Source organism: Actinospongiicola halichondriae (genome assembly GCF_049103745.1).
GTDB lineage: Bacteria > Actinomycetota > Acidimicrobiia > Acidimicrobiales > Salinilacustritrichaceae > Salinilacustrithrix > Salinilacustrithrix halichondriae.
In genome coordinates this window covers 1904787-1928760 of sequence record NZ_CP171622.1, presented here as the reverse complement: position 1 = coordinate 1928760, position 23974 = coordinate 1904787, and the positions used below count along the sequence as shown (strand labels likewise).

The following is a 23974-nucleotide window of genomic DNA, read 5'->3' as shown; positions in this document are numbered from 1 at the left end:
GTAGCGACACATGCGCCGCAACGGCTTGTACTCCCTGATCTTCATCGTCCTCCTCGCCGCGGCCGGCCTGACCACGACCGTCGTGTCGGGCAACGAGCCACTGCTGGGTCTCGATCTCCAGGGCGGGGTGTCGGTCGTGCTCCAGCCGACCGAGGACACCAACGACGAGGCCATCGGTCAGGCCATCGAGATCATCCGCCAGCGTGTGGACGGCATCGGCGTGGCCGAGCCGGAGATCGCACGACAGGGCGACGCCATCGTGGTGCAGCTCCCCGGCGTGAAGGACCGTGAGCGGGCCCTGGAACTCGTCGGTCAGACGGCCGAGCTCCGATTCCGCCCCGTTCTCCAGGTCATCCCTCCCGAGTTGGCGAACCTCGATCCCAACGACCTCCAGCCCGACGAGTCGACGACGACCACGGTGGCCGAGGACGAGTCCACGACCACGACCACGGCGGCCGAGGGGTCCGACGAGAGCGGCTTCGGCATCGCCCCGGGCGAGTCGGCAGCGCCACTCCAGACCGATGACACGACCGGCGACACCACGACGACGACCGAGGCGCCGACCACGTCAGCGCCCGTCGAGACTCCCGATCTCACCGGCCTCGAGGGTCTGGCGCTGACCGACCCGGCCGACGACGTCGCCGAGGAGCCCGTGACGCTGTCGGAGTACGACGACGACGGCAACGAGGTCCTGCGCTACCGCCTCGGTCCGACCGAGGCCACGGGCACCATCCTCTCCGGCGCCGAAGCCCGTCTGGGCAACATCGCCGACTGGACGGTCGGCGTGACGATCAAGGGCGGCAGCATCGACGAGTTCAACGACATCGCGTTCCGCTGCTTCAACCGCGATGCCTCGTGTCCGACCGGCCAGTTGGCCATCGTGCTCGACTCGCAGGTCCAGTCGGCGCCGTCGATCAACGAGCCGTCGTTCGCGGCGGACGCGATCTCGATCAGCGGCACGTTCACCGAGGGCGAGGCCAAGGACCTGGCGCTCGTCCTGCGCTACGGCTCGCTCCCCGTCGAACTCGAACCGCAGCAGACGCAGTCGATCTCGGCCTCACTCGGCCAGGACGCTCTCGACGCCGGTGTGATCGCCGGCCTCCTCGGCCTCGCGCTGGTGGCGCTGTACATGGTCATCTACTACCGACTGCTCGGTGTGGTGGCGATCCTGAGCCTCAGCGTGTCGGCCGCCCTCCTGTGGACGCTGATCGCCTACCTGGGCGAGAACCAGGGCCTGGCCCTCACGCTCGCCGGCGTGACCGGCATCATCGTCTCGATCGGCGTCGCCGTCGACTCCAACGTCGTGTTCTACGAGCACCTCAAGGAAGACGTCTGGCGTGGGCGCACCCTGCGGACCGCCGTCGACGGTTCCTTCACCTCGGCGTTCTCCACCATCGTGAAGGCCGACGTCGCCTCGCTGATCGGTGCCGGGATCCTCTACATGTTGACCGTCGGCCCGGTCCGTGGCTTCGCCTTGTACCTCGGGTTGTCGACGATGCTCGACCTGGTCGCTTCGTACTTCTTCATGCGTCCGCTGGCGGTGATGCTGGTCAAGTCCGAACGGCTGCAGGACAAGCCTCGGTGGTTCGGGATGCCGGTGCCGAAGGCAGAGGAAGGGGCCACGGCATGATGCGCCGTCTCGCCAGCTACGACAACGACATCGACTTCCCCCGCATCTGGCGGATCGGATACGCGATCACCGCGGTACTCCTCATCGCGAGTGTCGGTGCCCTGGTCGGACGTGGTCTCAACCTCGGCATCGACTTCGAAGGAGGGACGTCCTGGGAGGTCGTCGCCCCCGACGTGTCGGTCAGCGAGGCCCGTACCGCGCTCGGTGGCGCCGGCGAGTCCGGCGCCAAGATCCAGATCGTGGGCGGAGACACCATCCGCGTGCAGTCCGAACCCACCGACGATGCCGCGCTCGACGCCGTGACCGCGGCCCTCGCCGAGGTCGCGGGCGTGGACGTCATCGACGTGAGCGTGTCGACCGTCGGTCCCACCTGGGGTGACGAGATCTCGGCGAAGGCCCAACGCGCGCTCGTCTTCTTCTTCGTCGTCATCGCCGCCTACATCGCGATCCGACTCGAGTGGAAGATGGCGATCGGCGCGCTCGTCGCCGTCGTCCACGATCTCGTCATCACCGTGGGCATCTACGCGTTGTTCCAGTTCGAGGTGACGCCGGCGACGGTGATCGCGATCCTGACCATCCTCGGCTACTCGCTGTACGACACGATCGTCGTCTACGACAAGGTCAAGGACAACGCTGACACCCCCGCCGTCGCACAGAAGATGCCGTACACCGACCTGATGAGCCTGTCGCTCAACCAGGTGCTGATGCGGTCGCTGAACACGACCATCACGTCGTTGTTGCCCGTGTTGGCGATGTTGATCGTCGGCTCGTTCATCCTCGGAGCGGTCACGCTCCAGGAGTTCGCTGTCGCCCTGACGATCGGTCTCGTGTCCGGTGCGTACTCGTCGATCTTCGTCGCCACGCCGCTGGTCGCGTTCCTCAAGGAACGCGAGCCGCACTACCAGAGCCTGCGCTCCCGCCTCGAGAACCAGGAGTCGCGTCGCTCGGGTGCCGACCCGGTCCCGGCGACGGCGTCGAAGTCCTCGGGCGGGTCGGTCTCGGCCCCCGAGTTGTCCGGCCGAGCGATCCCACCCCGGCCGCGCAAGAAGGGCAAGCGCCGCTGAGTCGTGTCGTACACGCCTCCACCTCCTCCTCCGCCGCCCCCGTCACCGGGCGCGTTGGTCCCCGTCGGCCTCGGCACGCGTTTCGGCGCGAAGCTCCTCGACTGGCTCGTGCTGCTGGTCCCGAACGTGATCCTCAGCGTGGTCGTCGGCGGCACCGCCACCTCGTTCCGCAGCACGTTCACCCTCCGCGGAGTGGTCGCCGCGATGCTCGCGACGGCGCTGACGTTCGCGTACTTCACCTTCCTCGAGTCTTCGCGAGGCCAGACCGTGGGGAAGATGGCGGTGAGCATCAAGGTCGTCGGCGCCGACGGGCATCCGCCCTCGCTCGAGGTCGCCGCTCGCCGCAACGCGTGGCTGCTGTTGCCGCTGGTGCCGGTCGTCGGTGACATCGCCCAGTTCGTTCTGGTGATCGTCATCGCCGTGACCATCAGCAGCGGACCGTTCAACCGGGGCTGGCACGACAACTTCGCCGGTGGGACCGCTGTCGTGCGCGTCTGACCCCGCTCGGGTGGGGTGCTCTTGCGCGACGCCACGATGTTCACCATGCTTTACGTATGGGTGAAAGCTTTCTGATTGCACTCCGCGAAGGGTTCGAGGCGGCCCTGATCATCGCGATCGTGCTCGCCTTCGTCCGGCGGAGCGATCAACCCGAACAGCGCCGATGGGTCTGGGCCGGGGTGGGAGCAGCCGCGGCGCTGTCGCTGGGCGTGGGTCTCGTCCTGCACGAGGTCATCGGTGGCCTCGAGGGCGTGGCCCGCCTGCGGACGTTCGCGGCGTTGTGTCTGGCGGCAGCCGGGCTGCTGACGTGGATGGTCTTCTGGATGCAGCGCCACGCCTGCGGCCTCAAGGGCGACCTCGAGCACCGGGCCGCACTGGCCCGCGGGAGTGGCTGGGGTCTCGCCGCAGTGGCGTTTGCCGCCGTCGCCCGCGAAGGACTGGAGACGGCACTGTTCCTCCTGTCGACGACCACCACGGCCGACGGCGGAGCGGTGGCCCTCGGCACGGTTGGCGGCCTGGCGGTCGCAGCAGCGCTCGGCGCGCTGGTCCATCGCGGAAGCCGCCGCTTCCCCATGCAGAGCTTCTTCCGGCTCACGGGCCTCCTGGTGATCGTCTTCGCCGCCGGTCTCCTGGCGAGGTTCGTGCTCTTCGAGCAACTCGCCGGCGACCTGGGCACCGTCGACAACGCCGTCTACGACCTCACGGGGTCGGCATGGCTCACGTTGTCGACCCAGTCCGGCCGCTTCCTGGCCGGCATCTTCGGTTGGGATCCCCGTCCGTCGCTCGAACAGGTCGTGGCCTGGGCCGCCTATGCGTTGGTGGTCACCCCGCTGTTCCTGCGGCCGTTCCGACGCGACCGCAAGGCACCCGTCCCGGCGGCGTGATGGGGCACACTGCTGGGGTGTCCGATCCGGCAGCGCTCCTCGACCACCTGCGCGACATCCCCGACTTCCCGGAGCCCGGGATCGTCTTCAAGGACATCACGCCCTTGCTCGCCGACGCCGCGGCGTTCCGCTTGGCCGTCGACGCCATGTCCGACCCGTACGTCGACGAACGCATCGACCTCGTGGTCGGGATGGAAGCGCGTGGGTTCCTCTTCGCCGCCCCGATCGCCTACCGGCTCGGGGCCGGCTGCGTGCCGTTCCGCAAGCCGGGCAAGTTGCCCTACGAGACCGTCGAACACTCCTACGACCTCGAGTACGGCACCGATTCACTCGCCGCCCACGTCGACGCCATCGGCCCCGGGGCTCGAGTGCTCGTGGTCGACGACGTCCTCGCTACCGGTGGCACCGCTGCGGCGGCATGCGAGCTGGTGACCGGTCTCGGCGGAACGATCGTCGCGTGTGCGTTCTTGTTGGAGTTGGGGTTCTTGTCCGGACGGGGGAGACTGGACGGGCAGACGGTGATGAGCGTTCTCGCCATCTGACGACCTCCGAGCGATGAAAGGAGCGGTGCCGAAGTGACGTCGACGGTCGATCGGGTCCTGCCGTGGCGCCGGAGCAACCCTCCGCCCGCCGAAGAGGTGGCGCCCCTCCTGGCCGAGTTCCGCGCCCGTCACGGCCGCACCGTCCGGACCGACCTGATCTCCCGGGCCTACACCGCGTCAGCCGCTGCCCACTCCGGCCAGATGCGCAAGACCGGTGAGAGCTACATCCACCACCCGATCGCGGTCGCCCGGATCGTCGCCGGCCTCGGCCTCGACGACGTGACGATCGCTGCTGCGCTGTTGCACGACGCGGTCGAGGACACGGGGATGACCCTCGAGGACGTCGCTCGTGACTTCGGCAACGACGTCGCCGCCATCGTCGACGGCGTCACGAAGCTCGAGCGGATCCAGTTCGACTCGAAGGAGGAGCAGCAGGCCGCCACGGTTCGCAAGATGATCGTGGCGATGAGCAAGGACCTGCGGGTTCTCATCATCAAGCTCGCCGACCGCCTCCACAACATGCGGACCATCGGCGGCATGCCGACGTTCAAGCAGGAACGGACCGCACGCGAGACGCTCGACATCTACGCCCCGCTCGCACACCGTCTGGGCATGCAGGACATGCGCCAGCAGCTCGAGGACCTGTCGTTCGCGGCCCTGCACCCGAAGCGATTCGCCGAGATCGACCACATGGTCTCGACCCGCACCCCCGAGCGAGAGCTCTACCTGCACCAGGTGATCGACCAGGTCAACGACCGTCTCGTCGAGCTGCGGTTGTCCGCGGACGTCACGGGGCGGCCGAAGCACCTGTGGAGCATCTACGAGAAGATGGTCGTGAAGGGCCGGGAGCTCAACGACATCTTCGACCTGGTGGCGATCCGGGTCATCGTCGACTCGGTCAAGGACTGTTACGCGGCGCTCGGTTCGATCCACGCCACGTGGAAGCCGGTGCCCGGCCGGTTCAAGGACTACATCGCCATGCCCAAGTTCAACCTCTACCAGTCGTTGCACACGACGGTGGTGGGACCCCAGGGCAAGCCGCTCGAGGTGCAGATCCGCACCACCGAGATGCACGCCCGGGCCGAGCGCGGGGTCGCCGCGCACTGGCAGTACAAGGTCAAGCAGAAGGAGCAACAGACCGGCGACGACTACGCCTGGCTGTCGCGGATCGTCGACTGGCAGGAGGAGACCTCCGACCCCGACGAGTTCATGAAGAACCTGAAGGTCGACCTCGAGGACGACGAGGTCTTCGCCTTCAGTCCCAAGGGTCGGGTCATCACCCTCCCGGCCGGGGGGACGCCAATCGACTTCGCCTACACGGTGCACACCGAGGTGGGCCACGCCTGCATCGGCGCCAAGGTCAACGGCCGCCTGGTGCCACTCGACACCGAGATCGCGTCGGGCGACACGGTCGAGATCGTCACGTCGAAGGTCGACGGCGCCGGACCGTCGCGCGACTGGCTGCAGGTCGTGGTCAGCCCGCGAGCGTGGAACAAGATCCGGCAGTGGTTCTCGCGTGAGCGACGCGAGGACGCGATCGAGTCCGGCCGCGAAGATCTCGTCAAGGCACTGCGCCGCGAGCAGCTCCCACTCAAGTCCGACTCGGTCACCAAGGCGCTGTGGGACATCGCAGCGACCATGAACTACACCGACATCGACGCGCTGCACGCCGCCATCGGCGAGCACCACGTGTCGGCGAAGTCGGTCGCCGGTCGGGTCTCCAAGGCGCTCCACGACGACACCGACCGCGAGGAGCAGCTCCCCACGCTCTCGGTGCAGAACCGCGACGGTGGTCGTGGCAAGCGGACCGGCGTCGGGGTGCACGTCGAGGGCCTCGACGACGTCATGATCCGGCTGTCGCGCTGCTGTACGCCCGTGCCGGGCGACGAGATCGTCGGCTTCATCACCCGCGGGCGCGGCGTCTCGGTCCACCGTTCCGACTGCGCCAACGCGGTGTCGCTCGGGTCCGACCAGTCCGACCGTCTCATCGACGTCGAATGGGACGGCGCCCAGGGCGGTTCGTACGTGGCGTCGATCGAGATCAAGGCGCTCGACCGGTCTCGTCTGCTCAACGACGTGGCGGCCGCGCTGTCGGACCACCACGTGAACATCGTGGCCTCGTCGAGTTCGACAGGACGTGACCGTGTCTCCACCATGCGCTTCGACTTCGAGCTCGCGGACCCTGCGCATCTCGAGTCGGCGCTGTCGACGATCAAGAGCATCGACTCGGTGTACGACGCCTACCGGGTCGTGCCGGGCAAGGGCGCCTGAGCAAAAGCCGTGCTCGTTCGGGAGTGTTCGGGGCTTCACGGTAGGCGGACGCCATGTCCCTCATCCGGACCCTGTTGCCGACTCTTCGCACGGCGCGCAGTCCGGGCGGTCGACGTGGTCTACTCATGGGGCCCGACCTCGCCCACTGGTGAACCCACCCGCACGAGCCGAGCTGCGATGCAGGAAGGCGACGGCCATGGGCAAGGCACTCATTGCGGTGAAGATCATCGACAAGGTCCTCCCCGAGAAGGCGTTCTTGAACATCTTCACGCTCGGCGGACTCCTCGGGTCCAACGAGACCGAGAAGGAGCAGGCCGAGCGCGAGGCCAGGGAGCAGCGGGCCAAGGCAAAGGCCGAGGCCGAGCGTCGGCAGCGGGAAGCTGCGGAGAAGGCGGCCGCGGACGAGGCCGAACGGGTCGCCCGGGAGAAGGCGTTCCGCGAACGCGAGGCGTTTCTCAAGACACCGGAAGGAAAGAAGGAGCTCGCACGGCTCGAGGCGCGAGAGCTGGAGGACATCGCGACCAGGATCCGCGTCGACTTCCAACAACACGCGGCCGCGACCACCGAGAAGCAGGAGTGGGAGTTCATCAAGCGACCGTTGTTCGACCCCGAGCTCGAAGCGAGGGACCTCGCCTGGGAGCGAGAGAGCAGTGAGCGGGACTGGCGGGACGAGGACGACGAGCCGGATGCCTCTGCCCGGAAGTACGGATGGACCAGCATGGCCGCCTACTTGTTCATCCAGCTGCGAGACGAACGAATCAAGGCACGCGAGAAAGCCCGCGCCCGGTCGCGTCCTCTGGCGCGCTGGATCGCCGCCGGCTCTCTGGCCGTGCTGTTCGGTTCCTGTGGCACGGCGGTCGCGCTCAACCTCCCGGACGATGGCGGCACACGGAATCCGGTGGCAGCAGTCGCCCCCGCAGGCCCGGTCGATCCGGGAGCGTCGAAGGGCGCGGGTCCGGTCGACCCCGGTGGAGCGTCGTCCGAGGTCGCACGTCCAGGCGGAGACGATTCCCCGCAGGACCCTCCACCTGCCGGGCAGCCGACGCCGATTCCTGGCGCTCCGCCACCGGGAGACGTGGGCACGGCGCAGCCAGACCCGGCGCAGCCTCCCGCGGCGACACCCACGCCGAAGCCAGCGCCCGCCCCGACAGCGCCGACCGCGACGGTCACGACGGGGACGCAGTGCTACAACGCGAGCGACGACGGCTACCTGATCCTCGCGTTCGCCACCGGCGCATCGCCCGGCCAGACCGCCGACATCGTGATGACGAGCAGCGTCGAACCGACGCCCCGAACCGCGCAGACGACGGTCAGACCAGACGGCTCGGTCGAGTTCGCACTTCCGATCTACGAGAACGGCGAGACCGTCGAGATCCAATCGCTCCGTATCGGCGGCGTCGACTATGCCACCGACTTCGGGACCTACGAGGTGCCCCCGCTGTACGCGTGCTGAGTCGGTCCCGAATCACCTCGCTCGCCGACCGGGTCACTTCACCACCTCGATCTCGATGAGTCGCACGCCGATCACCAGGCGTGACCGGGGTAGCGTGCCCCGCGGATCTTCCCACGTGCAGAGGGCTGACGGGCGCCCGCTGGACCCGAACTCTTCGTCGTACCCATGTCCTCTCACATCCGCCCGTTCACTCGGGCTGCCCTCGTCCTGCTGGTCTTCGTCGCGGTCGCCGTCCCGGCGGGAGCGCAGGAGGCCGACGCTCCGATGCCTGACAATCCATACGAACGTCTGGCCGAGGCTCGCCGTCTCCAAGCCGAGAAGGCGATGGCGGTCGACCTGCTGGGCGCCTCTGCGGTCCAGGTCCAGGCGCGCCTGGCCGAGGTCGAGGCCTGGGTCGCAGCGCAGGAGGCCGTGGTCGCCGAAGCCCAGGACCAACTGGTCGAGGCCAACGTCGCCGCCGGCGCCGCTCGGGCTGTCGAGGAGGAGAAGGCGGCGGAGTTGGCCGATCTCGAGGACCTCATGCGAGCGATCGCCGTCGAAGCCTTCATCCGACCCCGCCAGATGGAGGGGCTCGCCGTCCTCGTCGAGCGTGACTTCGACGCCGCGGCCAAGGCCGACGTGATGTTGCGAGCGAAGTCGGACCGCGACCTGGCGGTCGCCGACGAACTGGCCGAGGCCGAAGCGGCGTTGCGTCGTCTCCGTGTCGCCGCGGATCAGAAGGCGCGGAAGGCGGAATCGATCGCCGAGGACGCCGCATCGGCGCTCGACCAACTGCACCGCGCTCGGATCGAACAGATCGAACTGGCCGAGCGGATCGCTGCCGACCTCGCGGCCACGGAAGAGGCGATCGACTCGCTCGGCGCGGTCGAGGCCGACGCTGCGATGGCCGTCCGCCGCGAGACCGATGCACTGCTGGCCAGGGTCGGCCGTGGCGCCGGGGTCCCTCTCGTCGACGTCGGTGGTTTCCGCGTGCACGCCGACATCGCGCCGGCCATGCGTGGGTTGTTGGCCGATGCCGAGCGGGATGGCATGGAGCTGGGTGGGTGGGGTCACCGCACGACCGAGCAGCAGGTGTCGTTGCGCCGCCAACACTGCGGTGGTGACGGGGTGAGCGACTCGGAGGCCGTGTACGGCCGCTCTCCGTCGGCGTGCTCGCCGCCCACGGCGAAGCCGGGTACCTCGATGCACGAACTCGGTCTGGCGATCGACTTCACCCACGGCGGTGCGAGCATCGGCAGCCACTCGTCGCCGGCCTTCCAGTGGCTGGAAGAACACGCCCCTGGCTACGGCTTCCATAACCTGCCGAGCGAGCCCTGGCACTGGTCCGTGAACGGGGACTGACGGTCCCTAGAGTCCGGGTGTGGCTGATGACGACCTGGTCCGGATCGAATGCGGGACGGATCGCTTCGCCGCTCACACGCTGTTGGCCCGATGTCGGGCCGAAGGCGTCCAGGCCGAGCTGTTGACCAGCGACGCCGGCGTCGAGTTCCTCCACGCTGCGACCCAGCCGTTCGTCCTGCTGGTCCACGCGGATGACGTCGACGCGGTCCGTGCGATCGCCACTGGGGAGCCGACGCCGGAACGGAAGGCGAAGCTCGACAAGGCTCGCCGCCGCCGAACCGGCGGCTGAACTGCCGGCCCGGCAGGGTCAGTCGGTCGGGGTGGGCGCCGGCACCTCGCCGGCGACGACGGTGCCGAGGTCGAGGGGGCTCGAGCCGCTCGTCTCCTCGAGCTCGCGCCCGTGGGTGTCGGGGAACATGGTGGCGAAGATGACGACGGCGATGATCGGCCCGGCCATGAGCGCGGTGGCGGCCCCGGGCAGCCCGCCGAGCACGGTGATGAGCACGCCACCGATGCCGAACGAGGCCGCTTGGCCGGCCACGGCGGCGATCTTGCCCCACGACCCGGCTTGGCCCCGGAGCGCGGTGGGGAAGAGCTCGGCTGCATAGGTGGCGAGCACGGGTCCGGCGCCCAACTGGCCGGCGAGCATGACCGTCATGCAGACATAGAGGACCGGGATGCCCCCCGGCAGCCAGAAGAAGCCGACGGCACCGAATCCGCTCACGACGGCGAAGGTGCAGCCCACGATCCGACGTCCGTACCGGTCGGACAGGTTGCCGGCGATGATCATCACCGGGATCCCGGGGATGCCGGCCAGGACCAGCATCAGGTTCGAGGCCGTCGACGACAGGCCACGGTCCTCCTGCAGGAAGTCGACGGTGAACACGCCGGCGTGGGTGGCGAGCTCGAGCAGGAAGGCGGTCGAGCACAGCAGGATCAGCCACTTCTTGGTCTCGCCGTTGAAGATCTCGCGCCAGTTCGCGGCGAGCTGGCCCGAGTCGCGAGCCTCCTCGAAGCGTCGTGACTCGGGAAGTCGCCGCCGCAGCCAGCCGATCATCAGCAAAGGCGGGAGCGACAGGACGTACATCCACTGCCAACCGATGCCGTTGGGTTCGAACACGCCGCCGTAGATGAGCGAGCCGGTACCGAAGCCGAGAGCCAACTGCATCGCCAGGTACCCGAACCCGAACCCTCGTGCCCGAGCGGGGAGTTCTTCCGCGGCGAGCGTCAGGACGAGGGCGTGCTCGGCGTTGAGGAACAGGCGCGCCACGAACTGGGCGGCCACGAACCACAGGATCGACGGTGCGAGTGCGGTGGCTGCGGTGGCCACCATGTAGCCGATCACCGAGAACAAGAGCAGTTGCTTGCGGCCGATCTTGTCGGCGAGGCGAGTGACGAACACCGCCGGCAGCGCGCCGATGTAGATCACCATCAGCCACAGCGACATCTGGCTCTGGGACAGGTCGAACGTCTCACGGATCTGGGGGAGTGCGACCTGGATGATCCCGCGATCGAACCCGTCGAAGAACGCCGTGAAGCCCAGGATCCCGAGCAGGAACTTGTGCTCGGACGACAGGGAACCCCAGCCGCCCTTCTCCCTCGGCACGTCGGTGCCCACCTCGGTCCCCTCGATCACTCCGTGGAGTTTCGCACTCGCGGATACGAACTCCTGCCCGTGTGACACACGCCGCTAGCCTCGCCGACCTTGTCCTCTCCTGCTTTCACCGCCCCGATCGGCACCCACGACGTGCTCGCTCCAGAGTCGGCACGCTGGACGGCGCTGCTCGCCACGTTCGCTCGGGTGGCTGGTCAGTACGGCTACGGCATGGTGCACACGCCGATGTTCGAGGACCTCGGCGTGTTCCTGCGCATGGGCGAGGGCACCGACGTCGTCACCAAGGAGATGTACGACTTCGAGGACAAGGGCGGTCGACGGATCGCGCTCCGTCCCGAGGGCACGGCGAGCGTCGTGCGTGCCTTCGTCGAGCATCGCCCGATCGTCCCCTGGAAGGCCTGGTACGTCACGCCGGCATTCCGGTACGAGAAGCCCCAGAAGGGCCGGTTCCGCCAGCACCACCAGGTGGGCATCGAGGCGCTGGGTGTCGACGATCCCGACATCGACGTCGAGGTCATCGCCCTCGCCGACCGCTACCTGAAGGCGCTCGGGGCACGGGAGTACTCGCTCGACGTCAACTCGATGGGCAGCAGCGAGGACCGCTCGGCCTACGACGCTGCACTGCGCGAGTTCCTCGCCGGAGTGCGGGGCGACCTGGCCGAGGAAGACCAGGACAAGATCGACCGCAACCCACTGCGGGTGCTCGACTCGAAGCGCCGCCAGACCATGCAGGCCACGAAGGACGCGCCGAAGGTCACCGACGTCTTGTCCGCCGAGTCGGCCGAACGGTTCGCCCGTGTGACCGAAGGGCTCGACGCCCTCGGCATCGCCCACACCGTCCAACCACGCCTCGTCCGCGGGCTCGACTACTACACGCACACGCTCTTCGAGTTCCAGAGCCAGGCGCTCGACTCGGCGCAGTCGACGATCATCGGCGGTGGCCGCTACAACGGCCTCGCCGAGGCGCTCGGAGGCCCGGAGACCCCGGGCATCGGCTTCGGCTCCGGCATCGAACGGGTGCTGCTGCACCTCGACGCCGAGGGGGCGTTCCCGACGCCGCCATCCGATCTCGACGTCTACGTCGTCGACGTCACCGACGGCCGTCAGGCCCGCTCCATCACCGAACTGCTGCGTGACGCCGACTTCTCGGCCGACCGGGGATTCGACGGCCGCTCGATGAAGGCACAGATGAAGGGCGCCAACCGCTCGGGCGCCCGCGCCGCCGTCATCGTCGGCGCTGACGAGGCTGCCGCAGGCACGGTCACGCTCCGCGACCTGCGCGCCCGGGGTTCGGACGACCGGGCCGTCCAACAGACCATCGCCCGCGACGATCTCGTGGGCGCACTTCGCACTCTCCTCGACACGGAAGCAACGACATGACCAGCCAGATGAACCCTTCTCCGAGCAACTGGGGACCCGCCGTCGGCCTCCGTACCCACTGGTGTGGCGAACTGCGTGCCGACCACGTCAGCCAGCAGGTCTCGGTGACGGGGTGGGTCGAGAACCGCCGCGAGCACGGTGAGCACCTGGCGTTCATCGACCTGCGCGACCGCAGCGGTCTGGTCCAGTGCGTCGTCTCCAACGCCCACGACCTGCGCGGCGAGTACGTGTTGCGCATCACCGGCACCGTGAAGCCCCGCATCGAGGGGACGATCAACGCCAAGCTGCCCACCGGCGAGATCGAGATCCAGGACGCCACCGTCGAGGTGCTGTCGAAGTCCAAGCCCTCGCCGTTCCCGATCGACGACCGCACCGAGGTCGACGAGACCATCCGTCTGCGTCACCGCTACATCGACCTGCGCCGCGCTCGTCTGCAGCGCAACCTGCAGGTGCGCAGCGCGACCAATGCCGCGATCCGACGGGCCTTCGTCGACAACGGCTTCGTCGAGGTCGAGACGCCACTGCTGATCGCATCGACGCCCGAGGGTGCTCGCGACTTCGTCGTGCCGTCGCGTCAGAGCCCGGGCAAGTTCTACGCCCTGCCGCAGTCACCGCAGATCTACAAGCAGCTGTGCATGGTCGGTGGCGTCGATCGCTACTTCCAGATCGCCCGTTGTCTCCGCGACGAGGACCTGCGTGCCGACCGCCAGTTCGAGTTCACCCAGCTCGACATGGAGTGCAGCTTCGTCGGCCAGGAGGAGATCCTGAGCTTCGTGACCGACTCGGTCGCGGCAGCGGTGAAGGACGTCATGGGCGACGACATCCCCGACATCCCGCGCATGACGTGGGAAGAGGCGATGGAGCGCTACGGCTCCGACAAGCCCGACATCCGTTTCGGAATGGAGTTGGTCGAGTTGACCGACGTCTTCGCCGAGACCGAGGCCAACGTCTTCAAGGCGTCCTGCGTGAAGGGCATCCGCCTCGAAGGGGGCACGTCGCTCACCCGCAAGGAGATCGACGGACTCGTCGACCAGGCCAAGCTGTGGGGCGCCAAGGGTCTGGCGTGGATGCGCGTCGTGGACGGCGAGAACGGCCCGGCCCTCGACGCCGGTGTGGCCAAGTTCCTCAGCGCAACCGAGGCCACGGCGACGATCGACGCTCTCGACGCCGAGGTCGGCGACATGGTCTTCCTGGTGGCTGACGAGCGCCCGACCGTGCGCCACATCCTCGGTCTGCTCCGCAACGAGCTCGGCCGACCGCCGGTCACCGAAGGTGGGCTCCACTTCCTGTGGGTCACAGACTTCCCGATGTTCGACGACGAGCTCGGACCCGACGGTCGCCCGCAGGCGATGCACCACCCGTTCACCATGCCCAACGCCGAGGACCTGGAGGCCGGGCTGATCGAGTCGGACCCGATCAAGGTCCGCAGCGTGGCCTACGACCTCACCTGCAACGGCTGGGAACTGGGTTCGGGCAGCGTGCGGATCCACCGTCCCGACATCCAGCAGCGCGTGTTCGACGCACTGGGCATCGAGAAGGACGAGGCGATGGAGAAGTTCGGCTTCCTCCTCACCGCGTTCGAGTACGGACCGCCGCCCCACGCCGGCTTCGCCTTCGGTACCGACCGCCTGGTCGCGCTCATGGCCGGCGAGGAGAACATCCGCGAGGTCATCGCGTTCCCGAAGACCCAGAAGGGCGCCGACCCGTTGACCGATGCTCCCGACGACCTCGAGCCCCGCATCCTCGACGAGCTCGGGCTCCGGGTGCTGCCCCGCGCCGAGTAGTCACTTCCCGCGATCGAGTTCGTCGAGGTAGAGGTCGATCACCCGCTGGGCCTCGGCCAACTCGGTTCCCAGCGTCCGTCGGGCGACGACGATGCCGGCTGCTCCCAGCACCATGCCGAACGGAATGCCTGCGGCGAGGAGGAGGGGATCGCCGAGGACGATCGCTGCCGCGCCGCCCAAGGCCGGACCGATCGCAGTGGGGACACCCACCACACCGATCTTGAGTCCGGCACGCGTGTGCTCCAGGTCTGCTTCGAGACGGACGATCGACCGACCGTTGCCGTCGTCGACCACCGACGCGATCACGGCGTCGACGTTGCCGAGGCGGATGCGCTTGGCCAGGTTCACCTTCCGGCGCAACTTGGCGCCCAGGTCCTCGCGACGGCGCCACTCGAGTTCGTCACCGGTACGTCGATGCACCTCGAGCAACTGGACCTTCAACCACGTGCTCACGTGCTTCTGTGCGATGGCCACCGGCAGATCCACGGTCCGGACGGCGCGAGCCCGGGCGGGTCCGAGCAGGCTGTGACGCGACTCCTCCCGGCGGAGGGTGCCGGCGTCGTGTTCGGCCATCGCTCGTCGCACCGATGCCGGTGAGATGCCGACTTCGTCGGCCGCCGCCTCGAGGGCATGTCGCGGTACCCCGGACTCGTCGCGAGCGCGCGCCAGATCCAACTCGGTCGCACGTCGGATGATCTCGCCCGCGGTGTCGGGATCGAGTCGATCGCTGGGCAGCGATGGGTCATCGGGGGCGTCGGAGGGATCGGTCATGGCACCGACAGTCCATCACGTCTTCTCGGGCACGGCCGGTCACACGTGATCGCCCGTGGACCGCGATCGGACGCCGTTAGGGTCGTGTGGTGCTCGTACACCACCTGACCTCGGTCGACGGCGAGATCGTGTTCGACCTCGATCCCGACGTCGCCGGCGCCGCTGTCGGCCGGACCTACCTGCGAGAGGGTGTGACCGCCGAACACGGCGCGGTGCTCGCTCGAGCGGCGACGTATCGCGCGGCGATCTTCGAGGAGCGGGTCGCCGGTGCCGCGGCCACGATCCGTCCTCGGCTCATCGACACCGAGGCCGAGACGTTCGATCGGCTGCGTGACGAGGTCGCACCCATGGCCGAGGCTGGCCGGTTCGCGCTCGCCGACGAGCGGAGTTCGGTGGCTCGGGGCATCGTCGCCGCCATGGCGGCATGGTTCCGTGGGCTCGAAGGTCGACGCATCGTGGTCCACGGCTTCGACGATCTCGGTGCCGAGGTCGCACGTCTGGTGGTCGAGCGCGGTGGACACCTCGCTGGCGTGTCGACTGCCAGCGGAGCGATCGCATCGGGGTCGGGCCTGGACATCGACGCGGTCGAGGCGACCCGCGCCGACCACGGCGAACTGTTCGTGACGCAACTCGGACTCGAACTCCACCGGACGGACGAAGCGCTCGACCTCGCGGTCGACGCCGCCGTGCTGGGTGGCGCCGTCGGAACGATCGACCGCGAGACGGCCGAGCGGATCAGCGCCGCCGTGGTGGTGCCGTCGTCGGACGCCCCGTACGCCGAGGCCGGCCTCGACGTCCTACGTCGGCGTGGGATCGTGGCACTGCCGGACACGGTGACGACGGCCGGACCGACGCTCGAGGCGCTGGCGCCCCGCGGGTTGACCGACGCAGAGATCGCGGCTCGGGCCGACCGCCTGATCGGCGAACGGATCGAGGGCGCCCGTTCGTCCAAGGTCGACCCGTACCGCTACGCGACCACCTTGGCCGACACCTTCCTCACCACCTGGGTGCCCGCCGACCACCTGCCCGACGGTCCCGCCGTGCTGCCGACGCCGAGCATGCCGTGACGCCTCCGCCCGGAGACGACCTCTTCGCTGCCGCGGCGAACCAGCGACTCGAGTCGCGCCAACCGCTCGCCGCACGCCTTCGGCCCGCCTCGCTCGACGACATCGTCGGCCAGGAGCACCTGCTCGGCCCCGGGAAGCCGCTGCGGACGCTCGTGGAGACCGATCGGCTGTCGAGCGCGCTGTTCTGGGGTCCTCCTGGCACCGGCAAGACCACGCTGGCGCGCGCGGTCGCAGCCCACACCGAGAAGGTGTTCGTGCAGTTGTCGGCCGTGACCGCGACGGTCAAGGACGTGCGCGAGACCATCGCGACCGCCAAGCAGCGGCTCGGCGAGCAGGGGAGAGGCACGATCCTCTTCCTCGACGAGATCCACCGGTTCAACAAGGCCCAGCAGGACGCGCTGTTGCCAGCGGTCGAGGACGGCCTCGTCGTCCTCGTGGGCGCGACCACCGAGAACCCCTACTTCGAGGTCAACGCCCCGCTGCGGTCGCGATCGACCCTGTTCCGCCTCGAACTGCTGAGCACGGACGCGCTCCACGACCTGCTGCGACGGGGCCTCGGCGCCGAGGGCGCCACCGCCACCGACGAGGCCCTCGTCCACCTGGCCGAACGAGCCAACGGCGATGGGCGGCAAGCACTCACCGCTCTCGAAGTGGCGGTCGCGCTCGCCAAGGGCGGTGGCCGTGACGAGGTGCGACTCGACGACGCCGAGGCGGCACTCGGCACGAACGCGCTGCGGTACGGCGTCGACGACCACTACGACGTGATCTCGGCCTTCATCAAGTCGATCCGCGGCGGTGATGCGGACGCCGGCCTGTACTGGCTCGCCCGGATGGTCGAGGCGGGGGAGGACGCACGGTTCATCGCCCGCCGTCTGGTGATCCTGGCGTCCGAGGACGTGGGCATGGCCGACCCCATGAGCCTGGTCGTGGCCAACGCCGCCGCCCACGCGGTGGACTTCGTCGGCTTCCCCGAGGCCGGTCTCAACCTGGCGCAGGCAGTGGTCCACCTCGCGACGGCGCCGAAGTCGAACCGCAGCGCGCTCGGCTGGTGGGCCGCCCAATCCGACGTGCGGGACCGCCCGGCCGGCGAGGTGCCCGCTCACCTCCGCGACGGCCACTACCAAGGCGCCGCGGCGCTGGGTCACGGAAAGGGCTACCGCTACCCGCACGACGACCCTCGGGGATGGGTCGAGCAGCAGTACCTGCCCGACGAGGTGTCCGACCGGACCTACTACGAGCCGTCCGAGCACGGTTTCGAGGCAGAAGTCCGCGGTCGCATCAGTAGGATCGCTCCTCGTGAGAGCTGACGAACTCCGACGCATCTGGACCGAGTTCTTCACCGCTCGCGCCCACACCGAGGTCCCTTCGGCCGGGCTGATCCCGCATCACCCCTCGGCGCCGATGTTCAACAACTCCGGGATGATGCAGTTCGTCCCGTACTACCTCGGCGAGGAAGAGGTCCCGTTCTCGCCCAAGCGTGCAGTCACGGTGCAGAAGTGCGTACGCGCCGGCGGCAAGCACAACGACCTCGACGCCATCGGTCGGTCGATGCGCCACCTGAGCTTCTTCGAGATGCTGGGCAACTTCAGCTTCGGTGACTACTTCAAGGCCGAGGCGATCCCGTGGTCGTGGGAGTTCCTGACCGAAGAGCTCGGCCTCGACGGCGATCGCCTCTGGGTCACGGTGCACATCTCCGACGACGAGGCCGAGGAGATCTGGGCCGACGGCGTGGGCGTGCCCCGCGACCGCATCCAGCGGCTCGACAAGGACAACTTCTGGGAGATGGGCGACATCGGCCCGTGTGGTCCGTCGTCCGAACTGTTCTGGGACTTCGGACCGGACCTCGGCCCCGAGGGCGGCCCGGCGAACCCTGCAGCCGAGGAGCGCTACGTCGAGATCTGGAACCTCGTGTTCCCCCAGTACTTCCGGGGCGCCGACCGCGAGCTCACCGACCTCCCCGATCCCGGCATCGACACCGGTGCCGGGCTCGAACGGATCCTCGGCGTCCTCGCCGACAGTCCGAGCCTCTATGCGGCCGACACCCTCAGCGTCCTGACCGACCGTGCGCAGGAGGTCACCGGCAAGCAGTTCGGCAACGACCGCCTCGCCGACGTCGCGCTCCGCCTCATCGCCGACCACACCCGCACGGTGGCGTTCCTGGTGTCCGACGGCGTGATGCCCTCGAACGAGGAGCGGGGCTACGTCCTGCGTCGTGTGCTGCGTCGAGCCGTCTACTTCTCGTACCTGCTCGGCGTCGAGAAGCCGGTCCTCCCGCCCATGATCGAGACCTGTGTCGACCTCATGGGCGAGGCCTATCCCGACCTGGCGGCCAACGCCGACGGCGTGCTCACGATCGTGAGCCGGGAGGAAGAACGCTTCCGGCAGACACTCAAGACCGGGTCGTCGATGCTCGATGACGCCCTCGAACACCTCGAACCGGAGGGGGAGACCCGTCCCGTTCTCGACGGTGGCGTCGCCTTCCAGTTGCACGACACCTATGGCTTCCCGCTCGAGGTCACCCAGGAGATCCTCTCCGAGCGCGGTGTGGATCTCGACGTCGACGGGTTCGACGCGGCGATGGCCGACCAGCGGGCCCGAGCGAAGGCCGCGGCGAAGGGCGGATCGGTCGCGGTGGGTGAAGAGGTCGATGCCTTCCGGGACATCCTGAACACCTCGGGACCCACCGAGTTCGTCGGTCGCGATCTCGACTCGGTGACCACCACCGTTGTCGGCGTCGTGCCCTCGGGCGAGGACGACGGCACCGTCTCGATCTTCCTGCAGCACACCCCGTTCTACGCCGAGTCCGGTGGCCAGATCGGGGACACCGGCGTGCTCACCACCGACGGCGCTCGCGCCGAGGTCGTCGACACCGTCTACGCCCTTCCCGGCCTGCACCGCCACGTCGCTCGGGTCACCGAGGGGTCCTTCGACCTCGGAACCGAGGTCACGGCCAGCATCGACACGGAGCGCCGCGACTCGATCAAGCGTCACCACACGGCGACGCACATCCTCCACTGGGCACTCCGCGAGGTGCTGGGCGACCACGTCAAGCAGCAGGGTTCGCTGGTCCTGCCCGATCGTCTCCGATTCGACTTCAGTCACTTCCAGGCGCTCACCGACGACGAGATCGTCGCCATCGAGGACCTCGCGAACCACGAGATCCTGGCCAACGCCGAGGCCCGTCACTACGAGACGACCATGGACGAGGCCCGCGAGAAGGGTGCAGTCGCGTTCTTCGGTGACAAGTACGGCGACATCGTCCGGGTCCTCGAGGCCGGCGAACACTCGATCGAACTCTGTGGTGGCACCCACGTCGGACGTCTGGGCGACATCGGCCCGGTCAAGATCATCGCCGAGGAGTCGGTCGGCTCGAACCTCCGGCGCATCACTGCGATCGCCGGCACCGGCCCGGTCGAGCGACTGCGCGAGCGTGAGCGCGAACTCGCATCCCTCGCCGAGACCGCCGGCGTGCCGCTGAGCGACCTGGCCGACGGCGTGCAGCGCCTCCGCGCCCAGGCGAAGGAGGCGCAGGACGAGGTGAAGGCACTCCGGAAGGAGTTGTCCGGGAGCCGGGCCGCCGACCTCGCGAGTCAGGCCGTCGACGGCGTGCTCGTCGCTCGGGTCGACGGCGTCGACCGCAACGACCTCCGCGAGATGGCCGTGTCGCTGCGCGATCACCCCGACCTCGGTGTCGTCGTGCTCGGTGGCGCTCCGGAAGGCGGCGGCGCCGCGCTCGTCGCCGCGACCACCGAGGAGTCCGGCGTCCACGCCGGCGACCTCCTCGGCGACGCGAAGAAGCTGATCCAGGGCGGCGGACCCAACGACCCGCGCCTGGTCATGGCCGGCGGGAAGAACGCCGACGGCGTCGGCCCGGCGCTCGATGCCATCCGCGCCGCGACCCAGGGCTGACGTGTCGACACGTGCCCTCGGCATCGACCTCGGGTCGAAACGCATCGGCGTCGCGCTGAGCGCGTCGACGCTCGCCACGCCCTACGAGGTCGTGCAGCGCTCCGGCGACAAGGCGCGAGATCACCGGCGGATCGGTGAACTGGTCGACGAGGCCGGGGCGACCGTGGTCGTCGTCGGGCTCCCGCTGTCGCTCGACGGATCGGTCGGGCCGGCCGCGCAGCGCGCGCTCGACGAGATCGAGGTCCTGGCGTCCGCGCTCGACGTCCCGGTCGAGACCTGGGACGAGCGCTTGTCGACCGTCACCGCCGAGCAGTCCCTTCGCGAGCAGAACCTGAAGGGCCCGGCCCGCCGGAAGGTCGTCGACATGGTCGCGGCATCGGTCATCCTGCAGGGCTGGCTCGACGCGCAACAGGAACAGGTGCGGGCAGCATCCCCCGACATGGAGAACTCGTGAGCGACGACGACTGGATGGACGACGAAGACTGGTCGGAGGACTGGGCCGACGAAGGCACCGCCCCCTGGGCCACCGATGCGACCCTGTCCGGGCAGGAGGGTTGGGTCGCCCCGACCGACAGCCCCGACGGCGAACAACGCTACGAGGAGTGGCTCGAGGAGACCGACGCCGAAGGTGGTGAGTGGGCCGAGATCGGGACACCGATGAGCGGCCGCCGCCGGCTCCTGTTGGGCGTCGGCGTCGTGCTGGCGGTCCTCGTGCTCGCCGCTGGTGGTCTCTACGTCTGGGTCCAGCGCCAGATCGACCCTGCGGGCGCTCCCGGCGCCGAGGTCGAGGTCGAGGTCGTCGCCGGGTCGACCACCGAGGACATCGGGGTGACGCTCGAGGACAACGGCATCATCACCTCGTCCATGGTCTGGAACTACTGGACCCGCCTGGGCGACAAGGGGCCGTTCCAGGCCGGGCTCTACCTGTTCCAGGAGAACTCGTCGTTCGACGAGGCCGTCGCCGTGCTCGACGCCGGCCCTCGCCCGCCCGAGAATGTGTTCGTCACCGTGCCCGAAGGGCTCACCGTCGCCGAGATCGTGCCCCGACTCGCCGATCCCGAGAAGGGGTTGGCGCGTTGGAACGCCGACGCGCTGGCCGCAGCACTCGACTCGGGCGAGATCCGGTCGCAGTTCCAGACGGCCGACCAGCCGTCGATGGAAGGGATGCTCTTCCCGGAGACCTACGACGTCGAGGAGGAGACCGACGAGCGCAGCTTCATCCGACGGATGGTCACGCAACTCGACGAGACCCTGCTCGCCCTCGAGGTCGAGACCAAGGCCGCGGCGCTCGGGATCACCCCCTACGAAGCGGTCATCATCGGCTCGCTGATCGAGGAGGAGGCCCGTGTCCCGGAGGACCGGACCAAGATCTCGCGGGTGATCCACAACCGGCTGGCGCAGGGCATCCCGCTGGGGATCGACGCCACAAACCGTTACGAGGCCGAACTCGCCGGCCGCAGCCGCGACGACATCGACTTCAGCTCGGACTCGCCGTACAACACCCGCCGCGTCCAGGGTCTCCCGCCGACGCCGATCGCGGCCGCCGGTCGGGCCTCGCTCGAGGCCGCACTGAACCCGGAGCCGGGCGACTGGCTCTACTACGTGCTCGCCGATGCCCAGGGGCATCACACCTTCGCGGAGACGAACTCCGAGTTCCTCGCGGCGAAGCAGGAGTGCATCCGCCTCGACCTCGGCTGCGGTTGACACGATGACCGAGGTGCCGTCCCCGACGGGGGACACCCGTCTCGCCGGGGTGATCGGCTGGCCGGTGCGACATTCCCGCTCACCGGTGATCCACAACGCGGCGTTCGCCGCGGTCGGGATCGACTGGACCTATCTGGCCCTCCCCGTGGCACCGGGCACGGTGCCGGCGGCGCTCGCGGGCATGCACGCACTGGGCATCGAGGGTCTGTCGGTCACGATGCCGCACAAGACCGCCGTCGCTGCTGCGCTCGAGCGTCTCACCGACGATGCCACGGCGCTGGGGGCCGTCAACTGTGTGTTCCGCGACGGTGAGCATCTCGTCGGCGACAACACCGATGGTGGTGGATTCGTCGACTCGCTCCGACACGACCAGGGCATCGACCCCTCGGGCATGCGCTGCGTGGTGTTCGGCGCCGGCGGCGCCGCCCGCGCCGTGGTCCGGTCGTTGGCCGGCGCTGGTGCAGAACGGATCGCCGTGGCCAACCGACGCCCCGAACGAGCGGCGGTCGCGGCATCGTTGGCCGGTGCGCTCGGCGTCGTCGACGACGGGACCGCCCTCGCGTCGGCCGATCTGGTGGTGAACGCGACGCCGGTCGGCATGGGCGACGACGACGCGATGCCCTTCGATCCTGCTGCGACGCCTGCTGGCTGTGTGATCGCCGACCTCGTCTACCACCCGGAGATCACGCCACTCCTGGGGGCGGCTGCGACCGCCGAGCGCCGGACCGTGGGTGGCCTCGGGATGCTCGTCCACCAGGCCGGGCGGGCCTTTCGGCGATGGACCGGCGTGGACGCACCGATCGACGTGATGACCGCTGCAGCCCGCCGATCGCTGTCGTGATCTCCTGGTCCGCCTGGTCTTCTGTCTCTTCCGAGATTTCGTTTCAGAAGTCCGGAGTGGGTGCCGATAGTGGAGGAGAAGCCAACCAAACCGCCCCGGGAGGTGCGACCGTGGCCCTACAAGGGACACTGGAGACATTCAGCGTGCCGGAGGTTCTCCGACTGCTGTCGAACACCGGCAAGACGGGCCTGTTGGCCCTCGACGGCGACCGGGGATCGGGAAAGGTGTGGATGGGCGCGGGCTCGATCATCGGCGCTCGCTCCGATCACGAATCGACCGGCGACATCGACGCCACTCTCTTCGACCTGCTGCGGTTCACGTCCGGCGACTTCGTCTTCGAGACCGACACGAGGCCTGAGGAGGCCGCCGACCCGGTCGACGTCGACGCCGCCCTCGAACGTGCCGAGACGCTCCTGCAGGAGTGGCGCGAGATCGAGACGGTCGTTCCGTCGATGCTGCTGGGCGTTCGACTGGCACGAGAGATCCAGAGCGACTCGGTGACCGTCAGCGCTGACCAGTGGCGCTCGCTCGTTGCTGTCGGTGCCGGTACGTCCGTGGCCGGCCTCGGCCAGCGTCTCGAGCTCGGAGAACTCGACACCTGTCGTCGTGTGCGTGACCTCGTCGAGGACTCGCTCATCGAGCTGACCGACGAGTTGCCGGCCGACGAGGTGGCGGCTCCTGGTGCGACGGCGGATGCCGCCTCCGGTGGTTCCGCCGATGACGACCGTGACGACGGCTACAGCAGCTACAACGGCTACGACGAACCGAAGCTCGTCGACCACGACCTGTCCCAGGACGAGGTCGCGTCGCTGAGTTCGAACCTGGCGGGGTTCGTCGCTCGTTCGTCCGAACCCGACATCGAATCGGATGTCGAATCCGTCACGGAGACGGTGTTCGACGACGAGATCGCCGGGCAGGACGACGAGGCCGAGCCCGAGGAGATCGATCGGGCACGCGAGATCGCCGAGGAGTTCGACAACGAGCAGGCGGCGACGAACGGCGACGAGGTCGAGTCTGCGGACGACTTCCTGGCCCAGCTGACCAATCTCAGCCCGAAGGCCGCTGCGGCGATCGAAGCCACCGCCGAAGAGGCAGCCGAGCGGGCCGAAGACGCCCCTCGTCCCGCCGCAGCGCCTGATGGCGACGAGGAGATCAACCGGAACCTCCTCCTGAAGTTCCTGTCGTCCACCAAGAACTGAGGGTCGCCCTCCTAGGGTGAC

At 68.7% G+C, this 23974-nt stretch carries 20 protein-coding genes; 18 read left to right on the top strand and 2 right to left on the bottom strand.

What is annotated here, in order from left to right; genetic code table 11:
- The first annotated feature begins 10 nt into the window (after positions 1-10).
- The 9 genes from secD (at position 11) to AB8619_RS09440 (ending at position 9972) form a co-directional block, all read left to right on the top strand.
- Positions 11-1630 carry a protein translocase subunit SecD gene (gene secD / locus AB8619_RS09480; protein WP_436796220.1) on the top strand — a complete coding sequence of 540 codons (1620 nt, stop codon included), beginning with the start codon at positions 11-13 and terminating at the stop codon, positions 1628-1630.
- The gene (gene secF, locus AB8619_RS09475; RefSeq protein ID WP_436796219.1) at positions 1627-2694 is read left to right on the top strand and encodes a protein translocase subunit SecF; all 1068 of its coding nucleotides are present in this window, start codon (positions 1627-1629) and stop codon (positions 2692-2694) included. The genes secD and secF overlap by 4 nt, the downstream gene beginning before the upstream one ends.
- A gap of 3 nt (positions 2695-2697) precedes the next feature.
- Positions 2698-3192, top strand: coding sequence for an RDD family protein (locus tag AB8619_RS09470; protein ID WP_436796218.1), 495 nt, complete (start codon positions 2698-2700; stop codon positions 3190-3192).
- Between the two features lie 56 nt (positions 3193-3248).
- Entirely contained in the window at positions 3249-4076 is an 828-nt protein-coding gene (locus tag AB8619_RS09465) for an FTR1 family iron permease (protein WP_436796217.1), read from the top strand.
- Positions 4076-4618, top strand: a complete 543-nt coding sequence (locus AB8619_RS09460; protein ID WP_436796216.1) for an adenine phosphoribosyltransferase — start codon at positions 4076-4078, stop codon at positions 4616-4618. The genes AB8619_RS09465 and AB8619_RS09460 overlap by 1 nt, the downstream gene beginning before the upstream one ends.
- A 33-nt stretch (positions 4619-4651) precedes the next feature.
- A complete protein-coding gene (locus tag AB8619_RS09455) occupies positions 4652-6889 on the top strand; it encodes a RelA/SpoT family protein (RefSeq protein WP_436796215.1) in 2238 nt (745 codons plus the stop codon).
- A gap of 196 nt (positions 6890-7085) precedes the next feature.
- On the top strand, positions 7086-8342 hold the full coding sequence (locus tag AB8619_RS09450) for a hypothetical protein (RefSeq protein ID WP_436796214.1): 1257 nt from the start codon (positions 7086-7088) through the stop codon (positions 8340-8342).
- 165 nt (positions 8343-8507) lie between these two features.
- On the top strand, positions 8508-9683 hold the full coding sequence (locus tag AB8619_RS09445) for a D-alanyl-D-alanine carboxypeptidase family protein (protein ID WP_436796213.1): 1176 nt from the start codon (positions 8508-8510) through the stop codon (positions 9681-9683).
- 19 nt (positions 9684-9702) lie between these two features.
- Positions 9703-9972, top strand: a complete 270-nt coding sequence (locus tag AB8619_RS09440; protein WP_436796212.1) for a hypothetical protein — start codon at positions 9703-9705, stop codon at positions 9970-9972.
- 18 nt (positions 9973-9990) lie between these two features.
- On the opposite strand, the gene AB8619_RS09435 is transcribed toward AB8619_RS09440, so the two are convergent.
- The gene (locus tag AB8619_RS09435) at positions 9991-11319 is read right to left on the bottom strand and encodes an MFS transporter (RefSeq protein WP_436796211.1); all 1329 of its coding nucleotides are present in this window, start codon (positions 11317-11319) and stop codon (positions 9991-9993) included.
- A 69-nt stretch (positions 11320-11388) separates the two neighbouring features.
- On the opposite strand from AB8619_RS09435, the gene hisS reads away from it, so the two are divergent.
- Both hisS and aspS read left to right on the top strand, forming a co-directional pair.
- Positions 11389-12678: a histidine--tRNA ligase gene (gene hisS, locus AB8619_RS09430; RefSeq protein WP_436796210.1), complete on the top strand. Its 1290-nt coding sequence runs from the start codon at positions 11389-11391 to the stop codon at positions 12676-12678.
- Complete coding sequence (aspS, locus tag AB8619_RS09425) at positions 12675-14462, top strand: aspartate--tRNA ligase (protein WP_436796209.1); 1788 nt, start codon at positions 12675-12677, stop codon at positions 14460-14462. The genes hisS and aspS overlap by 4 nt, the downstream gene beginning before the upstream one ends.
- Here aspS and AB8619_RS09420 read toward each other — a convergent pair whose 3' ends face one another.
- Positions 14463-15233, bottom strand: a complete 771-nt coding sequence (locus AB8619_RS09420) for a hypothetical protein (RefSeq protein ID WP_436796208.1) — start codon at positions 15231-15233, stop codon at positions 14463-14465.
- An 89-nt stretch (positions 15234-15322) separates the two neighbouring features.
- On the opposite strand from AB8619_RS09420, the gene AB8619_RS09415 reads away from it, so the two are divergent.
- From AB8619_RS09415 to AB8619_RS09385, 7 genes are read left to right on the top strand one after another with little or no spacing between them, the layout of a single operon-like run.
- A complete protein-coding gene (locus tag AB8619_RS09415) occupies positions 15323-16300 on the top strand; it encodes a hypothetical protein (protein WP_436796207.1) in 978 nt (325 codons plus the stop codon).
- Positions 16297-17607: a replication-associated recombination protein A gene (locus tag AB8619_RS09410; protein ID WP_436796206.1), complete on the top strand. Its 1311-nt coding sequence runs from the start codon at positions 16297-16299 to the stop codon at positions 17605-17607. Before AB8619_RS09415 ends, AB8619_RS09410 begins: the two co-directional genes overlap by 4 nt.
- On the top strand, positions 17597-20209 hold the full coding sequence (gene alaS / locus AB8619_RS09405) for an alanine--tRNA ligase (RefSeq protein ID WP_436796205.1): 2613 nt from the start codon (positions 17597-17599) through the stop codon (positions 20207-20209). Before AB8619_RS09410 ends, alaS begins: the two co-directional genes overlap by 11 nt.
- Position 20210: 1 nt before the next feature.
- Positions 20211-20663: a Holliday junction resolvase RuvX gene (gene ruvX / locus AB8619_RS09400; RefSeq protein ID WP_436796204.1), complete on the top strand. Its 453-nt coding sequence runs from the start codon at positions 20211-20213 to the stop codon at positions 20661-20663.
- Positions 20660-21913, top strand: a complete 1254-nt coding sequence (gene mltG / locus AB8619_RS09395) for an endolytic transglycosylase MltG (RefSeq protein WP_436796203.1) — start codon at positions 20660-20662, stop codon at positions 21911-21913. The genes ruvX and mltG overlap by 4 nt, the downstream gene beginning before the upstream one ends.
- 13 nt (positions 21914-21926) lie before the next feature.
- A complete protein-coding gene (aroE, locus tag AB8619_RS09390) occupies positions 21927-22754 on the top strand; it encodes a shikimate dehydrogenase (RefSeq protein WP_436796202.1) in 828 nt (275 codons plus the stop codon).
- Entirely contained in the window at positions 22751-23953 is a 1203-nt protein-coding gene (locus tag AB8619_RS09385) for a DUF4388 domain-containing protein (RefSeq protein ID WP_436796201.1), read from the top strand. The genes aroE and AB8619_RS09385 overlap by 4 nt, the downstream gene beginning before the upstream one ends.
- The last annotated feature ends 21 nt before the right edge of the window (positions 23954-23974 follow it).

What these genes read in the sequence shown, in the direction of transcription:
- aspS (WP_436796209.1), top strand. Translation starts at nt 12,675, where the DNA reads ATGACCAGCCAGATGAACCCTTCTCCGAGCAACTGGGGACCCGCCGTC.
- AB8619_RS09450 (WP_436796214.1), top strand. Translation starts at nt 7,086, where the DNA reads ATGGGCAAGGCACTCATTGCGGTGAAGATCATCGACAAGGTCCTCCCC.
- secD (WP_436796220.1), top strand. Translation starts at nt 11, where the DNA reads ATGCGCCGCAACGGCTTGTACTCCCTGATCTTCATCGTCCTCCTCGCC.
- AB8619_RS09460 (WP_436796216.1), top strand. Translation starts at nt 4,076, where the DNA reads ATGGGGCACACTGCTGGGGTGTCCGATCCGGCAGCGCTCCTCGACCAC.
- AB8619_RS09445 (WP_436796213.1), top strand. Translation starts at nt 8,508, where the DNA reads ATGTCCTCTCACATCCGCCCGTTCACTCGGGCTGCCCTCGTCCTGCTG.
- AB8619_RS09420 (WP_436796208.1), bottom strand. Translation starts at nt 15,233, where the DNA reads ATGACCGATCCCTCCGACGCCCCCGATGACCCATCGCTGCCCAGCGAT.
- AB8619_RS09465 (WP_436796217.1), top strand. Translation starts at nt 3,249, where the DNA reads ATGGGTGAAAGCTTTCTGATTGCACTCCGCGAAGGGTTCGAGGCGGCC.
- secF (WP_436796219.1), top strand. Translation starts at nt 1,627, where the DNA reads ATGATGCGCCGTCTCGCCAGCTACGACAACGACATCGACTTCCCCCGC.